The organism is Enterobacter cloacae complex sp. HYC074_NIDB (assembly GCF_056673345.1).
The window spans coordinates 1,353,952-1,370,606 of the sequence record NZ_CP114214.1; the positions used below are offsets into that span (position 1 = coordinate 1,353,952).

The window sequence follows — 16,655 nt, forward strand, 5'->3', positions numbered from 1 at the left end:
CAGTCAGAACGTGATTTCAGCGTTCAACAGATCCAGGATACTTTGCGGCGTCGTTGCTGCAAACAGCGACTCGCGAAACGTTTTATTGACCAGCTTCCGCGCCAACTGGGAAAAGACCTTCACGTGATTAATCCCTTCCTGAGCGCCGAGCGTCAGCATGATCACCAGCTCGACGTCGCCCAAATCCGACTCCCAGTCAATCGCCTTGTCCAGACGGGCAATGCTGATGCTGGAATGGCGTATCCATTGCGATTTGGTGTGAGGGATCGCCACGCCAAACCCGACGGCGGTAGTGACAATCTCTTCGCGCTGCCAGAGATCTTCTTCAAGCTCGAGCGGGTTTTCGGTCCTGCCATGAATCGCAAGATTTCCGCATAAGAACTGAAGCACCTGCTCTTTTGAGGTCAGCGGCTCATTGACCACGATAGTCTCCAGCGCCAGCAATGGACGCGGCGGCGCTTCCGGTGTGAAATCCGCCAGCAGGGCTTCAATCTCCTCTGCGCTGCGGCTGTCGCAGGCCTTATCTGCCAGCGCCCGGCAGGTCGCCATGTCCAGCTGACGCAACTGGGTTTTTACCGCAGGGATGCGCGGCCCGCTCATGCTGAACTCATCTAAGCCCAGCCCAAGCAGAAGAGGGAGGTAGCGCTGCTCTCCGCCAAGTTCCCCGCAAATGCCGACCCATTTCCCGTGACGATGCGCTGCGGTGACGATCTGGCGAACCATGCGTAAAAAAGACGGTGTGATGGGGTTATACAGCCCCGAAACGCGCGGGTTGTTGCGATCGACAGCGTAGAGATACTGAGTCATATCGTTCGAGCCGATACTGAAGAAATCCACCTCTTCGCAGAAGTGATCGATGATAAAGCAGACTGAAGGCACTTCAACCATGATCCCCAGCGGCAGGCGCGCGGTGTGACGTAACCCCTGTGAGGCCAGGGCGTCACGAACGTTTTGCAGCTCCTGTTTGATCCATAAAATCTGATCGAGGCTGTGCACCATCGGGATCATCAACAGCGCATTGCCGCTTGCGCCTGCGCGTAAGATCGCGCGCAGTTGGGTGCGGAAGAGATCGGCAAATTCGGGATAAATGCGAACGGCGCGATAGCCGAGGAACGGGTTTTCTTCCTGGGGAATGTTCAGGTAAGGGATCTGCTTATCGCCGCCGATGTCCATTGTGCGAAAGATGACCGGCTTGCCCTGCGCGGAGAGCAACACCTGCTGATAGGCTTCGAATTGCTCCTGCTCGTCCGGCGCGGTGTCTCTGTCCATATACAGCATTTCAGTGCGAAACAGCCCGATACCCTGCGCGCCGCAGGTAAACGCCCCGGGCGCTTCCAGCGTGCTGCCGATGTTGGCGGCAATCTCTACCGGTACGTTGTCGCGGGTGAGCGCTGGAAGACCCGCATCTTTGATCTGCTGCTGGTGGCGTCGGTCGGCAAGGCGCTGCGCCACGCTGTAGTAATCATTCACCGCGTCGTTGGGTTCAACGACCAGCACGCTACAGATGCCGTCCAGAATGACCTCTTTTCCCATCAACGGCGCCAGTGAGGCGACCGTTAAACCACTCAGCACAGGCACGGAGGCCGCGCGTGCCAGGATCAGCGTATGCGACGTCCGGCCTGTTTTTTCAAGCACCATGCCTTTCAGGTACTGCGTGTCGAGGCTGAGAAACTGGCTGGGCGTCAGATCTTCCGCCACCAGAATAGTGGGGGCGCTGAGGGTGAATGCAGAGGTTTGCTGCAACTCCGGCCAGGTAATGTTAAGAAGCTGCTCGCTGATGTCGCGAATATCGCTGATGCGTTCACGCAGGTAGTCGCTGGCGGAGAGTGACAGCTTGTCGCAGATCAGCTCCATATTACGAATGATCGCCTCCGCAAGGCTTAGCCGCTCCTCGGCGATCAGTCGGCGTATGGTGCCGCCAAACTCCTCATCCTGGATCAGCGAAAGATGCGCGCTGAGAATGGTTTTACTCTCGCCGTCCAGCCCGCGCAAGCGGTGGTTGAGCCGTTCGGCCAGCGTCGCCAGGCTGTGTTCCAGGCGGGTAATATCTTCCGGCGAGGCGGGGATCTGACAATAACGTTTGAGGTTATCGCTCTGCCAGCCTCGCAGAGTGCCAGCCCCGATGCCACTGGCGAGCGTAATGCCGTGCTGAAGATGGGGAGCAAGCCTTACAAGCGAGCGGGGCAGGGGATGCGCAACGTGCGGCGCGTCGCCGGAGGGAATACTGTCGCTGTCGATAAACGCGCCGGTGAGATACGCCTCCAGCACGCGTCGGGCCTGCTCCTCGTCGCTGCCGTTAATTTCCAGCACGCAGCTGTCATTAAACAGCGTACCGGTACTGATCAGCGCCAGCGAGCTTTTGGCATCCGCGTGAGTGTGAAGCCGTCTGTTGATAAAACGGATGTCGCTGCGCCATGCGCTGCACTGCTCTTTTAACGCCCAGGCCGGACGCGCATGCAGGCCGTTGGGCAGTGGGCAGAAAAATTCAATTGAAAGCATACTTCCTCCTGGCCGCGTGAGATCAGCATCTGAAGTCCGTCAGATGATCCACGGTCTCACGGTTCATGCCTGCCACAAGCGCGACAAGCAGTTGTTGGGTGTGATGAATGTCTTTTTCGTCGGCAATGGATGCCGCGCAGTGCCCGTGTCGGGTAGGGGGACCAAGCACAAGAGTCGGCACGCCAGTGCCGAAGAGATGGATCGCCCCGCCGTCCGTTCCGCCGTTGCTGAACATGTCTTTTTGCAGCGGGATCCCCTGCGAGCGCGCGATTGTCTCAGCCAGCGCAATCAGTTTGGCTGGGGCGATGAGCGTTTTGTCGTACAGCACCAGCATCGGGCCCGCACCGATCTGGCGATGGTTGGCGCTGCCATAATCGAAATTTTTTGACCAGCAGGCGGTATCCAGCACCAGCGCGATATCAGGATGAATGGCGCGCGTGGCGGTCTGGCCGCCGCGCAGGCCGACCTCTTCACTTGAGCTGGCCACCAGCCAAAGCTCGCAGTCGAGCGGCGTCTGGTGCAGCTCGCGCAGCAGCGCGATCAGCAGGTAACAGCCGAGACGATCGTCGAAGGCTTTACCCATCACCCGATTGTGGGGAAGGATTTGAAAGGGTGTATCGAACGTCACGCGGTCGCCTGCGTCGATACCGGCGGCGAACACCTCCTCCGCCGACGTCGCGCCAATGTCGACACGCAAATTGTCAACGTTTTCTCCTTTCAGATCCCCATCCAGCAGTCCCGGTATTTTTTTCCCGTTACGCGTGGTGATGCGCACCGGCTGAAGGGTACGGGCCATCATGCGCACGTTGCCGATGGGCAGGACATCAATGGCCCCTTCGCGCGAGACGCTACGCACCATAAAACCGACTTCATCCATATGGGCGCAGACCATCACCTTCGGGCCCCGGCTCTGGTTGACGCGGATAAGCACGGAACCCAGCCCATCAAACTGAACCTCTTTATGGTACTTTTGCGCCTCACTGAGCAGGATGTCGCGCACCTCTTGCTCTGAGGCCGCAATGGCGTCTGCTTCGCTCAGGGCGCGCAGTAAATCTCTGTCCACTCTTATTCTCCCGTCAGCAATAGCCGTTTGTCGAAGGTATAAAGCACCTCCGCACCCGTTTCCGTCACCAGCACCACATCTTCAATTCGTACCCCGCCCAGGTGTTCAAGGTAGATCCCCGGCTCAACGGTCAGCACCATGCCGGGCTGCAACGGGGTGCGGTCGGTAGGGGAAAAACATGGATTTTCATGAACATCAATACCAATGGCATGGCCGGTGTTATGCCCGAACTGCGGACCGTAACCTGCACGTTCAATCACGGAACGTGCGGCGCTATCGATCTGATGACAGGAAACGCCGGGGCGGATGGCATCAATAGCTGCCTGTTGTGCCGCCAGAACGATCTGGTACACCGCATAGAGAGGGTGTTCCTCCGGCGGCGTGTTTTGCCCGGCGACAAGAAAGGTCCTTGTCATATCCGAGCAATACCCCTGGTGTTGGGCGCCGAAATCAAGGGTGATCATCTCGCCAGGCATAATCACTTTGTCAGAGGCTTTGCCGTGGGGCAGCGCACCGCGCGGCCCGCTGGCGACAATGGTGTCGAAAGAGGGCTTGTCCGCGCCCTCCTGCTTCATAAACCACTCCAGCTCGGCAGCGACTTCACGTTCGCGCATACCGGGCTGAATGAAACGCCGGATGTGCTGTGCGGCGCGGTCGGCAATGCCGCATGCTGCACGGATACGGTCGATTTCGTCAGCGGTTTTTATCTGCCGCAGCGCGTCGAGCGAGGTGCTGCAAAGGGTGGCATTCAGCGTATCGCGCCACAGCACGCCTGTTTGCCAGCTCACGTATTCACCCTCAAAGCCAATACGGGCGAGATTGTCCTTCGCAATAATCTGGTTCACCGCCTGCGCAAACGGGTTCTCCGTGTTAAGCAGATGCATCTCATAGCCCGCCGCTCGTGAAGCGATATCGCTGTAGTAACGGAAATCCACCAGGATATGTGCCGCGGTTTGTGTCACCAGCACATATCCCGAACCGGTTGAAATGCCCAGGTGCGGCTGTTTATTCTGGCGCGAAGAGATGAGCACGCCGTCCAGTTTTTCCGCAGCCAGCCAGGCATGAAGCCTTCTCAGTAATTCCATGGTTCACCCCGTTACAGCGTGTCGATAGCGAGTTTTCCGCGCTTGTGCAGACTGTTACGAATAATCACGACAAACAGCGCGGTGATCGCCGCCCCGACCACAATACTGAGCATGTACGCCCCCAGATTGGTGACCAGCGGCCACGCCCAGATCGCCGATTCAGGGAACCACTGCACGGCACCGAGCGCGGTGGCGGTCATTGCACCGGCGATCGCGCCCGCCATATACGCCGGCAGCGTCGCAAGCGGATTTTCCAGCAGGAACGGGATGGCCCCTTCACTGATGCCCATAAAGGCGAGGAACATGGCCGTTTTGCCTTGCGGATAAAGCTGCGGACTAAACAGGCGTTTGCCGGTCAGACGATGGTCAATCAGCGTGGCCAGCCCCAGACCAATGGGCGGAATAACAATCGCCACGGCGCGGGAGGTGATGGGCAGGACATGATCGGTTGTCAGCCCCAGGCCAACAAATCCCGCCGCTTTGTTAATGGGGCCGCCAAGATCAATCGCCGTGGCCGCCGCCATCCCGATGGCGTACATCATGGAGCCCGCCTGACCCGCCGCCAGCAGTACGGTCCGCATACCTGCATTCAGCCAGCCGCCAATCGGCGTGATGATGTAATACATCGCCAGCATCACAAACAGCGCCGAGAGGATTGGGATCAGAAAGGTGCTTTTAAAGGCCAGCAGATACTGTGGAACGTTAATGCGGCTATTCAGCCATTTGACCAGATAGCCTGCGGCTATGGCGATAATCAGCGCGCCAATAAACGTGGAGGGCACGGGTTTGGTGGCAAGCCAGGTCAGTTTTTCCGCATCAAAGTTCAGCACCAGCGTCGGCTGCGTGGCGACAAGGCCACCGATAAACCCGGCCGGGAAGGCCAGTTTTCCGCCGATAGAGTTGGCGACAAAGGCGGCAAACATTGGGATGGCGAAGCTGAACAGCAGCCCGCCGAACGATTCAGTCAGATAGCCAAATTTCAATAGCGAGAGATTGAAACCGGTGAATTTGCCTGAGTTAAGCGCGTCGAGAATACCGGTGTCAGGCGGGATCTCCAGCCAGACGTAGGCGATGAGCTGTGAAATGGCGAGGATAACCCCGCCCATGATAAGTGTTGGCACCATGCGGGATATCCCCGACATAATGTGCTGTGGAAGCTCTTTCCAGAAAGACGCACCGGCGGCAACCGGTGCGGATTTGATGGCAAGTGTGTCACCCTCGTGACTGTCCGGGCGAACCGCGCTGCGTTTTTTAATAGCCATGACGAAAACCCCTGGATGTGAAGATTATTATTGTTCTGCTGCAATCATCTCTTCGATCTCTTTCAGGGTGCCTGCCGCGTTTTTAATGGCGTCCTGAAGCGTAATCTCATACACGTCGCGCGTTTCGAAGCGTTCATTGTCTTCCGGGGTGATCGCGATGGCGTGGATGATAATGTCAGCGTCGGCAATATCCTGCGGGGTCAGGCGATTCTGGATCCCGTCCGCGCCCTGGGTTTCAATTTTTACCTCATATCCGGCTTCCGTCGCCGCGTCTTCCAGCGCCTGGGCTGCCATGAAGGTATGTGCCAGGCCCATCGGGCAGGCGCACAGTGCAATCAGTTTTTTAGCCATGTGAAATTCCTCCTGTAGATAACGCCACGATTATGACGGGGAGGTTTCAGTGATGTTTACCGGATTAATAATGCTTTTGCTGGAAAAATGATGCGTGTGAGCGGAAGTGTGAGGTTAATCGTCATATCACGGAAACCAATGAAAACCGGGCAAAAAGTTGCCCGGCGCAGCATCAGTAACCGGTTTTATCAATGACAAACTGTTTGCCGCAGTTGCCCGGATGCGGCTGTGGCGCAAAGGAGCCGGCAGAGAGTGGGTTGTTGATGGTGCTGGCGTTCAGCGAGATCTGCATTTCGGTCAGATAAGCCGGATTGCCGTGGCAGGTAAGCTTGAACGCTTTTACGCTCTGTTTTCCCCAGCTTTTGGCCACGGCTGCATCGAAGTCGCTGCGGCGGACGCTTTTGCCATAGTTTTCCGCCAGAAATTTTCCTGCCGCGCTGTGCTTCACTTCCTGGTTCATGCGCACCATGGTGCCGAAGTAAGCGTCGGGATCAAAACCAAAGCAGACGCCGTGTTTCGCGTATTCATAACGTTCAAGGCAGGAGTTGCCGCCCGCGCCGGGCATCACGCTGTTCAGCTTCGCCGCGCCCGTTAGCGATAGTCCGGTCTCTGCGGCGTCACATTTGCGGCTGGCTTTTGCTTCCGGCATATTCGGAACCGGACGAGTGGCGCAGCCGAAGCGCATCCAGCGGCGTTCATCCACTCCGCGAGCGGCAATCGATTTCGGCAATGCTGGCCATAAGCCGTGGACGGTCAGAAAATCGGTTTTGTTGCTGCTCTCTTTTTGCAGGCGACACTCTTCCGGTTCGTCACGGTTACGTTCGACCATGCTCTGGCAAAATCCGGTTTGCCAGGAAAGGGCCAGAACGTAGCGATCGAAATCGCCGTACTGGGTTGGCTTAAGCGGATCTGCCTGAATTGAGAAGACACAGAGTGCAAGCGCTACTGCGCCAGACGGGATAACGATATCCTTCCTGAACATTTGCTTTCCTGATTGGTTGGGCGCGATTAATTTCTGGGGGTTATTAAAGCACAAAAAGCGCCCGCAGGCGCTTTTTGGAAATCAGGAATTTCGCTTAGGCAGCGCCGGGAACCAGTACTTCGGTGGCGATAATAACGATAATCAGGCCAACCAGCACCGGCACTGACGTGCGTTTTACCACTTCAAACGGAGAGATTTTCGCCATCCCCGCAACCGCAACCACCACGCCCGATACCGGAGAAATGGTACGACCCAGGTTGGAGGCCTGAAGCATTGGAATGGACAGGTAAGCCGGGTTGATGCCGGAGGAGTGTGCCAGCTTAGGGATCATCTCAACAAAGGCGTAGAACGGCGCGTTACCGGAGCCGGTGGTCATCGCCGCCAGCATGGTCAGCACCACCAGCACCAGCATCAGGATAATGCTGGCCGAGCCGAACGAGGTGGCGATAGAGATCAGGCTCTGAATAAAGCCGATGGTGCTCAGCCCCTGGGCAAACACCCCCGCGGCAACCAGCAGCATCACCACGCCCGCGAAGGCATCCGCCATACCGCGGAAGGCAACTTCCAGACCCGTGAACACTTTCTGGGTGTTAAAACCACGAACGAACTCCAGGATGGCCGCCAGCAGCATACAGATCACCAGGATAGTGATGATGTGCAGCTGCGGGCCCCATTTGCCGTCGAAAATAAGCACGCCAATAATCGGCGTGAAGGGCAGGATGGAATAAAACGCCGGGGCGGTAGTGGTGATTTCGCTGACGTCCATCATTTCGTGGCTGACGTTCTCTTTCTTATCGAGATAGCGCTGCCAGAAGAAATGCGCCACGCCCATGCCGAGAATAGCGGTGATGGAGATCGGCAGTGTGGTTTTGAAGGCGAAGTCAATTAGCGACATTTCCGCGGCTTTCGCGGCCAGCACTACGTCACCGGAAGTAGGGGAGAGAATAATCGCCGCCGGAGAGGCGCAAATAGCCGCCGCTGCACCACGGCTGATCCCGACGTTAACCATTACCGGGAATAAAGTTGCCATTAACAGCACGCCAAGGCCCGTTGCTGAGGAAACGGCTAATGACATCAGACAGGCCAGGAAATAGGCCGCGACCATCAGCAGATAGGGGGAGTTAATATATTGCAGCGGCTTAGAAGCCAGCTTTACCACCATATCATTCGCGCCGATATGGGTCATATAGGCAGCAAATCCGCAGAGCATCATGATCATCATGCCCAGATCGCCGCCGCGGCTCATCAGCAGAATTTTTATATATTCCACAATATCGGTAGCGGTATATCCGGTACTGGCTTCGCTGGCGGGTAAAACCTGATGACCCATTAGCGCGCTAATGATCAGCAGCGTCAGGCCGCCGACAAATAGCACGCCGGTGGCTGAGTAACCTTTAATGATGTAGCGTGCTACACCGACAATGACCACGACTCCAATGAGGAGTTCGAGAAAAGTAAGCATGATTTCCCCTGTTTCCTTGCTGCCCGAGAGACAAATAATCAATAAAAAAGAAGCTGAAATGTGCCGAATAAATGTCCAGTCCTTGCTGATTAAAATCAAGAAAGAGACTACTAAAGGCACTGATGACGATATTTTTGCTAACCCTGCGTCATTTATATTAAGACGTTATTGACCTGATGAATAGATATTATATGTCATTAAATTGATGGTGAAGTGTTAAGGTTTTGAGTATTACTTGCCGACAATCGATTTAAAACGTAAATCTCTTTAAAACCACTTCTCTTTCATTCTTTTGCCTGCTTATACTCGGTTCACTTTCTCCTGTCCGACGATCTCAATATGTACGCCAGCTGGACATATCGCCTGCGCTTTATCAAAAAACATCTGCTGATGTTTTTGCTGGCGTTTGGCTGGCTGTTGATCCAGACTCAGGTGGCCGTCGCGTCCCATCAATGTTCAATGGATTTGCGCGGCGAGGTGGCCACCTGATCCTACCCGCGTAATATGGACACAACCCTAAGGGAGGTTCTGGTTTTCAAATTGTTCCGGACTGAGACCGCCACAGGCACTGTGACGACGCCACCGATTGTAATCGCACTCAATATAATTAAACACTGCTGTTCGCATGATTTCCCGGCTGGCAAAGTCCTCTCCGTGGATACATTCCACCTTCAGCGTGTGGAAGAAGCTTTCTGCACAGGCATTGTCATAACAACAGCCTCTGGCGCTCATACTGCCCTGCAGATTATGGCGTTTCAGTAAGCTCTGATAATCCGTTGAACAGTACTGACCGCCTCTGTCTGTATGCACGATGACATTTTCCGGACGTTTACGCCGCCACAACGCCATCTGTAACGCATCGCAGGCTAGCTGTGTCGTCATCCGCGAGGACATCGACCAGCCAATGACTGACCGCGACCACAGGTCGATAACCACGGCCAGATAAAGCCAGCCTTCACCGGTGCGAAGATACGTGATGTCACCCACCCACTTCTGATTCGGGCCGCTGGCGTAAAAGTCCTGCTTCAGCAGATTCTCTGAGACTGGCAGACCATGTTCGCGGTAACTGACCGGACTGAACTTTCGTGAAGCTTTCGCCCGCAGCCCCTGACGACGCAGGCTGGCTGCCACGGTTTTCACGTTGAACCGGTAACCCTGAGCACGAAGCTCATCCGTCAGGCGTGGCGCACCATAGCGTTGTTTTGCGTCACTGAATGCTTCCCGGACGACGTTATCACAGACAAGGCGGAACTGCTGACGCCGGTTTATCTGATAACGACGCTGATACCAGATGTACCAGCCGCTACGGGCAACCTGAAGTACACGGCACATGGCTTTGATACTGAACTCAGCCTGATGTTTTTCGATGAAGACATACTTCATTTCAGGCGCTTCGCGAAGTATGTCGCGGCCTTTTGGAGAATGGCCAGTTCCTCATCCCGTTCTGCCAGTTGACGCTTCAGACGGGCGATCTCTGCGGACATCTCCTGTTCGCGTTCAGAAGAAGAGAGCTGATTTTGCTGTTTGCTTCGCCAGTTGTAGAGCTGTGATTCATACAGGTTAAGTTCGCGGGCGGCTGCGGCCACCCCAATGCGTTCAGCCAGTTTCAGGGCTTCGTGACGAAATTCAGGCGTGTGCTGCTTGCGTGGCTTTTTGGTGGTTGATGCTGGTTTTGTCATGTGAGTCACCTCTGGTTGAGAGTTTACTCACTTAGTCGCGTGTCCACTATTGCTGGGTAAGATCAACCATCCAGCATATGGAGATGATGGCGCAACCGGGGCCGCATTATGCTGCCGGTGCTTCACCGCTGTGTGAAAAACATTGTGTGCCGGATCAGGTACAAAAAGATCCTGCCCAGCCGCATCTGGTGGCGCTGCCTGCCGCCATGACCCTGACCTTAACTCCGCCAGAGTGCTCGTCTTCAAGCCATTCTGCGTGGTCCGTTACCCCTCCTGCTGTGGGGCCGCCGGCAACGATCCGCTATTGCCGGTTTCGGGAGTAAAAACCTGTTAATTCGTTGATTTTATTTACTTAACGTTTAACAGGAGTTTTATCATGCGTACCGTATTCCTTTCCGCGCTGGTTGGCGCGTCCGTCTCTTTCGCTTCTTATACCGTTCAGGCAAACCAGACCTGGCAGGGCCGCGGCGTGGTTCAGTCGATCTCTGACAGCGCCGTCATGCTCCGGCACGAGGCCATACCGGAACTAAAATGGCCAGCAATGACCATGCCGTTTACTTTATCTGCCGGCGCTACGCTGAATGGCGCCAAACCGGGGGATGAGGTGACCTTCACGCTTCAGCGTGCGGGTGACGGTTTCCAGATTATCTCGCTGACGCCAGCACGCTAAGCGAGGTCACCATGAAACAACACACACTGAGCCTGTGGCTCGGTGGGGTGTTGTTCGGCCTGTTAACCTCCGCCGCGCAGGCGGAGCCGTGGACGCTCGAACACACCCTGACCGAAGCCCAGCGCTACTCAGCAGAACTCTCCGCCAGCCGTAACGAAGCGCAGGCGCTGGATGCAATGGCGGTTTCCGCCACGCAATTACCTGACCCAAAACTGAAATTCGGCATCGAAAACGTGCCGGTACAGGGCAGCAACGATCGGCGGCTGACGCGCGAAGGGATGACCATGCAGAAGGTTGGCATCATGCAAAGCTACGTCAGCTCAGAGAAGCGGGAACGTAAAGCGCAGACCTTGCAGGCGCAGGCGCGAAGCGTGCTGGCAAAATCCGAAGCCGTCCGCGCCGCGCTTCAGCGTGATACCGCCCAGGCCTGGCTGGATCTGGCGCTGGCCCAGCAGGCACTGAACACGGCCAGAACGCTGGTCCGTGAAACGGAACGTCAGCGCGGCGTGCAGAAGGCGAGCGTCGGGGCGGGAAGCGCAATGCCGGACAGCGTACTGGCCCTGCAAATGATCCTCAGCGCCATGCGCGACAAAGAGACGCTGGCGCAGCGGGATGTGCAGCTGGCGCAAAGCCGCCTGCTGGAGCTAACGGGGCACGCTATAACGGAGGTTCGCGGTCCGCTGCCGCGTTATCAGCGTCTTCCTGCCAATGAAAAAACGTTGCAGGAGGGGATCGTCAGGCACCCGGAAGTGGAGGCCGCGCGACGTGAAGCAGAGACCGCGAAAGCGCGTTCAGCGCAATCTGCCGTGGCGGCGATACCCGATGTGGATGTGGAGGTCTATTACGCCCACCGCGCTGAAGGCTATGACGATATGGCTGGCGTGATGTTCAGCGTGGATCTGCCACTGTTCCAGTCAAAACGTCAGGACAAGGATTACGCCGCCGATGTTTCCCGCTCTATACAGGCGGTGGATCAACTGACGCTGCTCAAGCGCGAACACATTGCCCAGGTGCAAACGCTGGTGGCGCAGTATCAGGCTGCGCAAACGGTGTGGCAGCGACAGCGGGACGAGGTACTACCGTTGCAGCGTCAACGGCTGGCGGTACTGACGGCGCAATATCGCTCTGGACAGTCGGCGCTTCCGGCCCTGCTGGAGGCGCGTCGTGGCGTACTGGATACGGAACTGGCGGTGAACCAGGCGGAGCGCGAAATGGCGCGAACCTGGGCTGCCGTGAACTGGCTGATCCCGCAGGAGCTGGCGCAATGAAAAAAACAACGTTAATGGCGATTGCCATCGCGATAGCTGCCGCTGGCGGCTATTTTGTCGGACAGAAGCAGACGCATCAGCCGGCTGCGGCTGCACAACCCTCTGAACGTAAGGTGCTTTACTGGTACGACCCCATGGTACCCGGTCAGCGCTTCGATAAGCCGGGTAAATCCCCCTTTATGGATATGGATCTGGTCCCGCGCTACGCTGATGAAGCGCAGGCGGCGTCAGGCGTGGCCATCAGCACTCAACAGCAGCAAAACCTGGGGATGAAAACCGCCAACGTTGAGATGCGCCAGCTGGTTTCGCCGTTCTCGGCCTTTGCCACGGTTGCAACGGATGAACGTAACGTCTCGGTGGTGTCAGCTCCGGCCAATGGCGTGGTGTCAAAATTGTTTGTTAATGCACCGCAGCAGCAGGTGAAAGCCGGAGAGGCGCTGGCGCAACTGTGGATCCCGCAATGGACCACCGCCCAGCAGGAGTATCTCGCAGTTCGTCAGCTTGGCGATGCCGCATTGACCCGCGCCGCACGCGAGCGGCTGGCGTTGCAGTTTATGCCGGAAGAGGTCATTCGTTTGCTGGAGCGTAGCGGCAAGCCGCAGACCACGCTCATCCTGCGCGCTGACCGGGCCGGCTATGTGGTGAAGCTGGACGTGCGGGAAGGGGCGCAAATCACCGCAACGGCTCCGCTGTTTGAGATCGCCAGCCTCGATCCGGTCTGGCTGGTGGTCGATTACCCGCAAACGCAGGCGCAGTCTCTGGCAGTGGGCAGCAACGTGGTCGCAACGTCAGAAAGCTGGCCGGGGGAGCAATTCCACGGCACGGTCAGCGAATTGCTGCCGCAGATGGAGACGACCACGAGAACCCTGAAAGCCCGTATCGTGCTGGAAAATTCCGCACATAAGCTGAAGCCGGGCATGTACCTCTCCGTCAGGCGTGCGGAAGAGATGAAAGGCCCGCCGGTGCTGGCGGTGCCGGAAGAGGCGGTGATTAACAGCGGAGAGTCTGCGCGTCTGCTGCTGGCTACCGGGGACGGTTATTTCCAGCCTGTGACGGTGACAACCGGCCTGACGGCGCAGGGCTGGACGGCGATCCTGTCCGGGGTCAAAGAGGGCGATAAGGTGGTGACGTCCGGGCAATTCCTCATTGATTCCGAAGCCAGCCTGCGTAGCGTGATGCCGGAGGTGACGCCATGATTGCCGCTGTGATTCGCGCCTCGTTGCATAACCGCCTGCTGGTGATCCTGGCCGCACTGATGATGGCAGGCTGGGGCTGGTGGGCGGTGCAACGCGCGCCGCTGGACGCGTTGCCCGATCTGTCTGATGTGCAGGTCATTATCAAAGCGAGTTACCCCGGAAAAGCGCCGCAGGTGATTGAAGATCAGGTGACCTGGCCGCTGACAACCTCCATGTTGTCTGTGCCGGGCGCCAAAACCGTGCGCGGTTTTTCAATGTTTGGTGACGCTTATGTGTATGTGCTGTTTGAGGATGGCACCGATCTCTACTGGGCGCGATCCCGGGTGCTGGAATATTTAAGCCAGGTACAGGCGCAGTTTCCGCAGGGCGTAAAGGTGTCGCTGGGGCCAGATGCGACGGGCGTCGGCTGGATCTACGAATATGCACTGATCGACCGTAGTGGAAAACACAGCCTGGCAGATCTGCGGGCCCTACAGGACTGGACGCTTAAGTTCGAGCTTAAGACGGTACCGAATGTATCTGAGGTGGCAAGTATTGGCGGAATGGTGCGTCAGTATCAGATCGTGGCGGACCCGGCGAAAATGCGCGCGCTGAATATTACCCACAGCCAGCTATCCGGCGCGGTGCAGGCCGCCAATAAGGAGAGCGGCGGCGCCCTGCTGGAGATGGGCGAAGCGGAGTATATGGTGCGGACAACGGGCTATTTGCGCTCGCTGGAGGATTTTCGCAATGTGGTGATCGCTACCCGCGATGGCGTACCTGTCCTGCTGAAAGATGTCGCCACCATTGGCATTGGCCCGGAGATCCGCCGGGGTGTGGCGGAGCTTAACGGTGAAGGGGAGGTCGCTGGCGGCGTGATCGTGATGCGCTACGGGCAGAATGCGCTGGAAACGCTTCATGCGGTAAAAGCGAAACTGAGCGAGCTGCAAGAAACGCTGCCGCAGGGCGTCGAGATTGTTCCGGTCTACGATCGTTCCACGCTGATTGAGGACTCGGTCAAAACGCTGACGCACAAGCTGCTCGAAGAGTTTGCCGTGGTGGTACTGGTGTGTGCGCTGTTCCTGTTCCACCTGCGCTCCGCGCTGGTGGCGATGGTCTCTCTGCCGCTGGGGATCCTCGGGGCTTTTGTGGTGATGCACTATCAGGGCATTAACGCGAATATGATGTCGCTCGGCGGGATCGCCATTGCCATTGGGGCGATGGTGGATGCCGCAATTGTGATGATTGAAAACATGCACAAGGTGCTGGAGCAGTGGCGGCATGATAATCCGGGCAAGGAGCCCGCGCCGGGGGAATACTGGCGTCTGGCGGAAAAGGCGGCGGTTGAAGTGGGACCGGCGCTGTTTTGCAGCCTGTTAATCATCACGCTGTCATTTATACCGGTTTTTTCGCTGGAAGCGCAGGAGGGGAGAATGTTCTCGCCGCTGGCGTTCACCAAAACCTGGTCGATGGCCGTGGCCGCCGGGCTTGGGATCACCCTGGTGCCGGTGCTAATGGGCTTTTTCATTCGTGGGAAAATCCCGGATGAGAAGACAAACCCGATCAACCGCCTCCTGATCCGCCTGTATGAGCCGCTGCTGGACAAGGTACTGACCTTCCCGAAAACGACGCTGGCACTGGCATGTCTGCTGCTGATCGCCACGCTCTGGCCGCTGAGCCGCCTGGGAAGCGAATTTATGCCGCCGCTGGATGAAGGAGATTTACTCTATATGCCCTCCACGCTGCCGGGGATCTCTACTCGCGAGGCATCACGGCTGCTTCAGCAGACGGACCGCTTGATCAAAAGCGTCCCGGAGGTGGCGAGCGTGTTTGGCAAAGCCGGTCGGGCAGAGTCGGCAACCGATCCCGCGCCATTAACCATGCTGGAAACAACCATCCACTTTAAGCCCCGCGAGCAGTGGCGGCCAGGAATGACGCCGCAAAAGCTGGTGGAGGAGCTCGATAAAACCGTGTCGCTGCCGGGCATTGCCAATGTGTGGGTGCCGCCTGTCCGTAACCGCCTGGACATGCTGGCAACCGGGATCAAAAGCCCGGTCGGCATTAAGGTGAACGGCAATAATATTGCCGACATTGAGCGTGTGGCCCGGCAGATTGAGCAGGTGGTGAAGGACGTTCCTGGCGTCTCCTCTGCGCTGGCGGAGCGTCTGGAAGGCGGACGCTACGTGGATATTCGTATCGATCGGCAAAAAGCCGCGCGCTACGGCGTTTCCGTCGATGAACTGCAAAGCCTGGTCTCCACGTTGGTCGGGGGCGATAACATTGGCGAGGTGATCCAGGGACGCGAGCGGTATCCCATCAACCTGCGTTATCCCCGCGATTTGCGTGATAACGTCGACGCGTTGCGGGTGTTGCCGGTAGTGACCGCCAGCGGTAGCCAGGTGGCGCTGGGGGAATTGGCCGATATCGTCGTGACGGAAGGCCCACCGATGCTAAAAAGTGAAAACGCGCGCCTTTCCAGCTGGATCTATGTTGACTTGCGCGGGCGCGATCTGAAGTCCGCCGTGGATGAAATGCAAAAACGGGTGGAGGAGAAGGTGGTATTGCCGCAGGGCGTGTCTCTCTCCTGGTCCGGGCAGTTTGAATATCTGGAACGGGCGGCCGAGAGGCTCAAAATAGTTTTACCTGTCACGCTGATGATTATATTCGTCCTTTTATGGTTAACCTTCAGGCGGATATCAAATGTCCTGATAATAATGGGGACATTGCCGTTCGCGCTTATTGGGGGCGTGTGGTTATTGTGGCTGCTTGAATATAATTTGTCAGTGGCGGGGGGCGTTGGCTTTATCGCCCTCTCCGGGGTGGCGGCAGAATTCGGCGTAATTATGGTTCTTTATTTGAATCATGCGATCGATAAATATCACAGGCTGGAGCCAGAAGGGGGAAATACGGTGCTGATGCGGGCGATCCACGAAGGTGCCGTGCTGCGCGTGCGTCCGAAGGTGATGACGGTCGCCACTATTATGGCAGGACTGCTGCCCATCATGTGGGGGAGTGGTAGTGGCTCGGAGGTGATGCAACGTATTGCCGCGCCGATGATTGGCGGCATGGTAACGGCACCGTTATTGTCGATGTTAGTTATTCCCGCACTCTACAAATTGTTACATCAACGTTAAATATGTCAACTGCATGTGCTTATTC

The 16,655-nt window shown here is 57.1% G+C and carries 14 protein-coding genes; 6 read left to right on the forward strand and 8 right to left on the reverse strand.

Annotated features, from left to right (window positions below):
- Positions 1-3 precede the first annotated feature (3 nt).
- The 7 genes from ptsP to dcuC form a co-directional block, all read right to left on the reverse strand.
- Entirely contained in the window at positions 4-2,499 is a 2,496-nt protein-coding gene (gene ptsP, locus O1724_RS06660) for a phosphoenolpyruvate--protein phosphotransferase (protein ID WP_126297163.1), read from the reverse strand.
- 22 nt (positions 2,500-2,521) lie between these two features.
- The gene (gene ypdE / locus O1724_RS06665) at positions 2,522-3,562 is read right to left on the reverse strand and encodes an aminopeptidase (protein WP_023324306.1); all 1,041 of its coding nucleotides are present in this window, start codon (positions 3,560-3,562) and stop codon (positions 2,522-2,524) included.
- Positions 3,563-3,564: 2 nt separating this feature from the next.
- Positions 3,565-4,647 carry an aminopeptidase gene (gene ypdF, locus O1724_RS06670; RefSeq protein WP_126297162.1) on the reverse strand — a complete coding sequence of 361 codons (1,083 nt, stop codon included), beginning with the start codon at positions 4,645-4,647 and terminating at the stop codon, positions 3,565-3,567.
- Between the two features lie 11 nt (positions 4,648-4,658).
- The gene (locus tag O1724_RS06675) at positions 4,659-5,909 is read right to left on the reverse strand and encodes a PTS fructose transporter subunit IIC (RefSeq protein ID WP_126297161.1); all 1,251 of its coding nucleotides are present in this window, start codon (positions 5,907-5,909) and stop codon (positions 4,659-4,661) included.
- A 27-nt stretch (positions 5,910-5,936) separates the two neighbouring features.
- Positions 5,937-6,260 (reverse strand): PTS fructose transporter subunit IIB, encoded by a 324-nt coding sequence (locus tag O1724_RS06680; RefSeq protein ID WP_017382483.1) that lies wholly within the window; start codon positions 6,258-6,260, stop codon positions 5,937-5,939.
- 172 nt (positions 6,261-6,432) lie between these two features.
- On the reverse strand, positions 6,433-7,242 hold the full coding sequence (rna, locus tag O1724_RS06685; RefSeq protein ID WP_126297160.1) for a ribonuclease I: 810 nt from the start codon (positions 7,240-7,242) through the stop codon (positions 6,433-6,435).
- A 94-nt stretch (positions 7,243-7,336) separates the two neighbouring features.
- Positions 7,337-8,704, reverse strand: coding sequence for an anaerobic C4-dicarboxylate transporter DcuC (dcuC, locus tag O1724_RS06690; protein ID WP_017382481.1), 1,368 nt, complete (start codon positions 8,702-8,704; stop codon positions 7,337-7,339).
- A 339-nt stretch (positions 8,705-9,043) separates the two neighbouring features.
- On the opposite strand from dcuC, the gene O1724_RS06695 reads away from it, so the two are divergent.
- The gene (locus O1724_RS06695; RefSeq protein ID WP_214595558.1) at positions 9,044-9,193 is read left to right on the forward strand and encodes a hypothetical protein; all 150 of its coding nucleotides are present in this window, start codon (positions 9,044-9,046) and stop codon (positions 9,191-9,193) included.
- A gap of 27 nt (positions 9,194-9,220) precedes the next feature.
- Here the strand turns inward: O1724_RS06695 and O1724_RS06700 are convergent.
- Positions 9,221-10,383, reverse strand: a protein-coding gene (locus tag O1724_RS06700; RefSeq protein ID WP_463726416.1) for an IS3 family transposase whose coding sequence is annotated in 2 segments (ribosomal slippage) — positions 9,221-10,122 and positions 10,122-10,383 — 1,164 coding nt in all. Because the reading frame shifts where the segments join, the coding sequence is not laid out codon by codon here.
- 83 nt (positions 10,384-10,466) lie between these two features.
- Between O1724_RS06700 and O1724_RS06705 the strand changes: the two genes are divergently transcribed.
- From O1724_RS06705 to O1724_RS06725, 5 genes are read left to right on the forward strand one after another with little or no spacing between them, the layout of a single operon-like run.
- The gene (locus O1724_RS06705) at positions 10,467-10,706 is read left to right on the forward strand and encodes a hypothetical protein (protein ID WP_400176774.1); all 240 of its coding nucleotides are present in this window, start codon (positions 10,467-10,469) and stop codon (positions 10,704-10,706) included.
- 53 nt (positions 10,707-10,759) lie between these two features.
- The gene (locus tag O1724_RS06710) at positions 10,760-11,053 is read left to right on the forward strand and encodes a copper-binding protein (protein ID WP_003858733.1); all 294 of its coding nucleotides are present in this window, start codon (positions 10,760-10,762) and stop codon (positions 11,051-11,053) included.
- 11 nt (positions 11,054-11,064) lie between these two features.
- Complete coding sequence (locus O1724_RS06715; RefSeq protein WP_058658456.1) at positions 11,065-12,321, forward strand: TolC family protein; 1,257 nt, start codon at positions 11,065-11,067, stop codon at positions 12,319-12,321.
- A complete protein-coding gene (locus tag O1724_RS06720; RefSeq protein WP_045896389.1) occupies positions 12,318-13,517 on the forward strand; it encodes an efflux RND transporter periplasmic adaptor subunit in 1,200 nt (399 codons plus the stop codon). The genes O1724_RS06715 and O1724_RS06720 overlap by 4 nt, the downstream gene beginning before the upstream one ends.
- Positions 13,514-16,630, forward strand: coding sequence for an efflux RND transporter permease subunit (locus O1724_RS06725; protein ID WP_126296970.1), 3,117 nt, complete (start codon positions 13,514-13,516; stop codon positions 16,628-16,630). Before O1724_RS06720 ends, O1724_RS06725 begins: the two co-directional genes overlap by 4 nt.
- Positions 16,631-16,655: the final 25 nt, after the last annotated feature.

What these genes read in the sequence shown, in the direction of transcription:
- O1724_RS06720 (WP_045896389.1), top strand. Translation starts at nt 12,318, where the DNA reads ATGAAAAAAACAACGTTAATGGCGATTGCCATCGCGATAGCTGCCGCT.
- O1724_RS06705 (WP_400176774.1), top strand. Translation starts at nt 10,467, where the DNA reads ATGATGGCGCAACCGGGGCCGCATTATGCTGCCGGTGCTTCACCGCTG.
- ypdF (WP_126297162.1), bottom strand. Translation starts at nt 4,647, where the DNA reads ATGGAATTACTGAGAAGGCTTCATGCCTGGCTGGCTGCGGAAAAACTG.
- O1724_RS06710 (WP_003858733.1), top strand. Translation starts at nt 10,760, where the DNA reads ATGCGTACCGTATTCCTTTCCGCGCTGGTTGGCGCGTCCGTCTCTTTC.
- O1724_RS06680 (WP_017382483.1), bottom strand. Translation starts at nt 6,260, where the DNA reads ATGGCTAAAAAACTGATTGCACTGTGCGCCTGCCCGATGGGCCTGGCA.
- rna (WP_126297160.1), bottom strand. Translation starts at nt 7,242, where the DNA reads ATGTTCAGGAAGGATATCGTTATCCCGTCTGGCGCAGTAGCGCTTGCA.
- ptsP (WP_126297163.1), bottom strand. Translation starts at nt 2,499, where the DNA reads ATGCTTTCAATTGAATTTTTCTGCCCACTGCCCAACGGCCTGCATGCG.
- O1724_RS06675 (WP_126297161.1), bottom strand. Translation starts at nt 5,909, where the DNA reads ATGGCTATTAAAAAACGCAGCGCGGTTCGCCCGGACAGTCACGAGGGT.
- O1724_RS06725 (WP_126296970.1), top strand. Translation starts at nt 13,514, where the DNA reads ATGATTGCCGCTGTGATTCGCGCCTCGTTGCATAACCGCCTGCTGGTG.
- O1724_RS06715 (WP_058658456.1), top strand. Translation starts at nt 11,065, where the DNA reads ATGAAACAACACACACTGAGCCTGTGGCTCGGTGGGGTGTTGTTCGGC.
- O1724_RS06695 (WP_214595558.1), top strand. Translation starts at nt 9,044, where the DNA reads ATGTACGCCAGCTGGACATATCGCCTGCGCTTTATCAAAAAACATCTG.
- dcuC (WP_017382481.1), bottom strand. Translation starts at nt 8,704, where the DNA reads ATGCTTACTTTTCTCGAACTCCTCATTGGAGTCGTGGTCATTGTCGGT.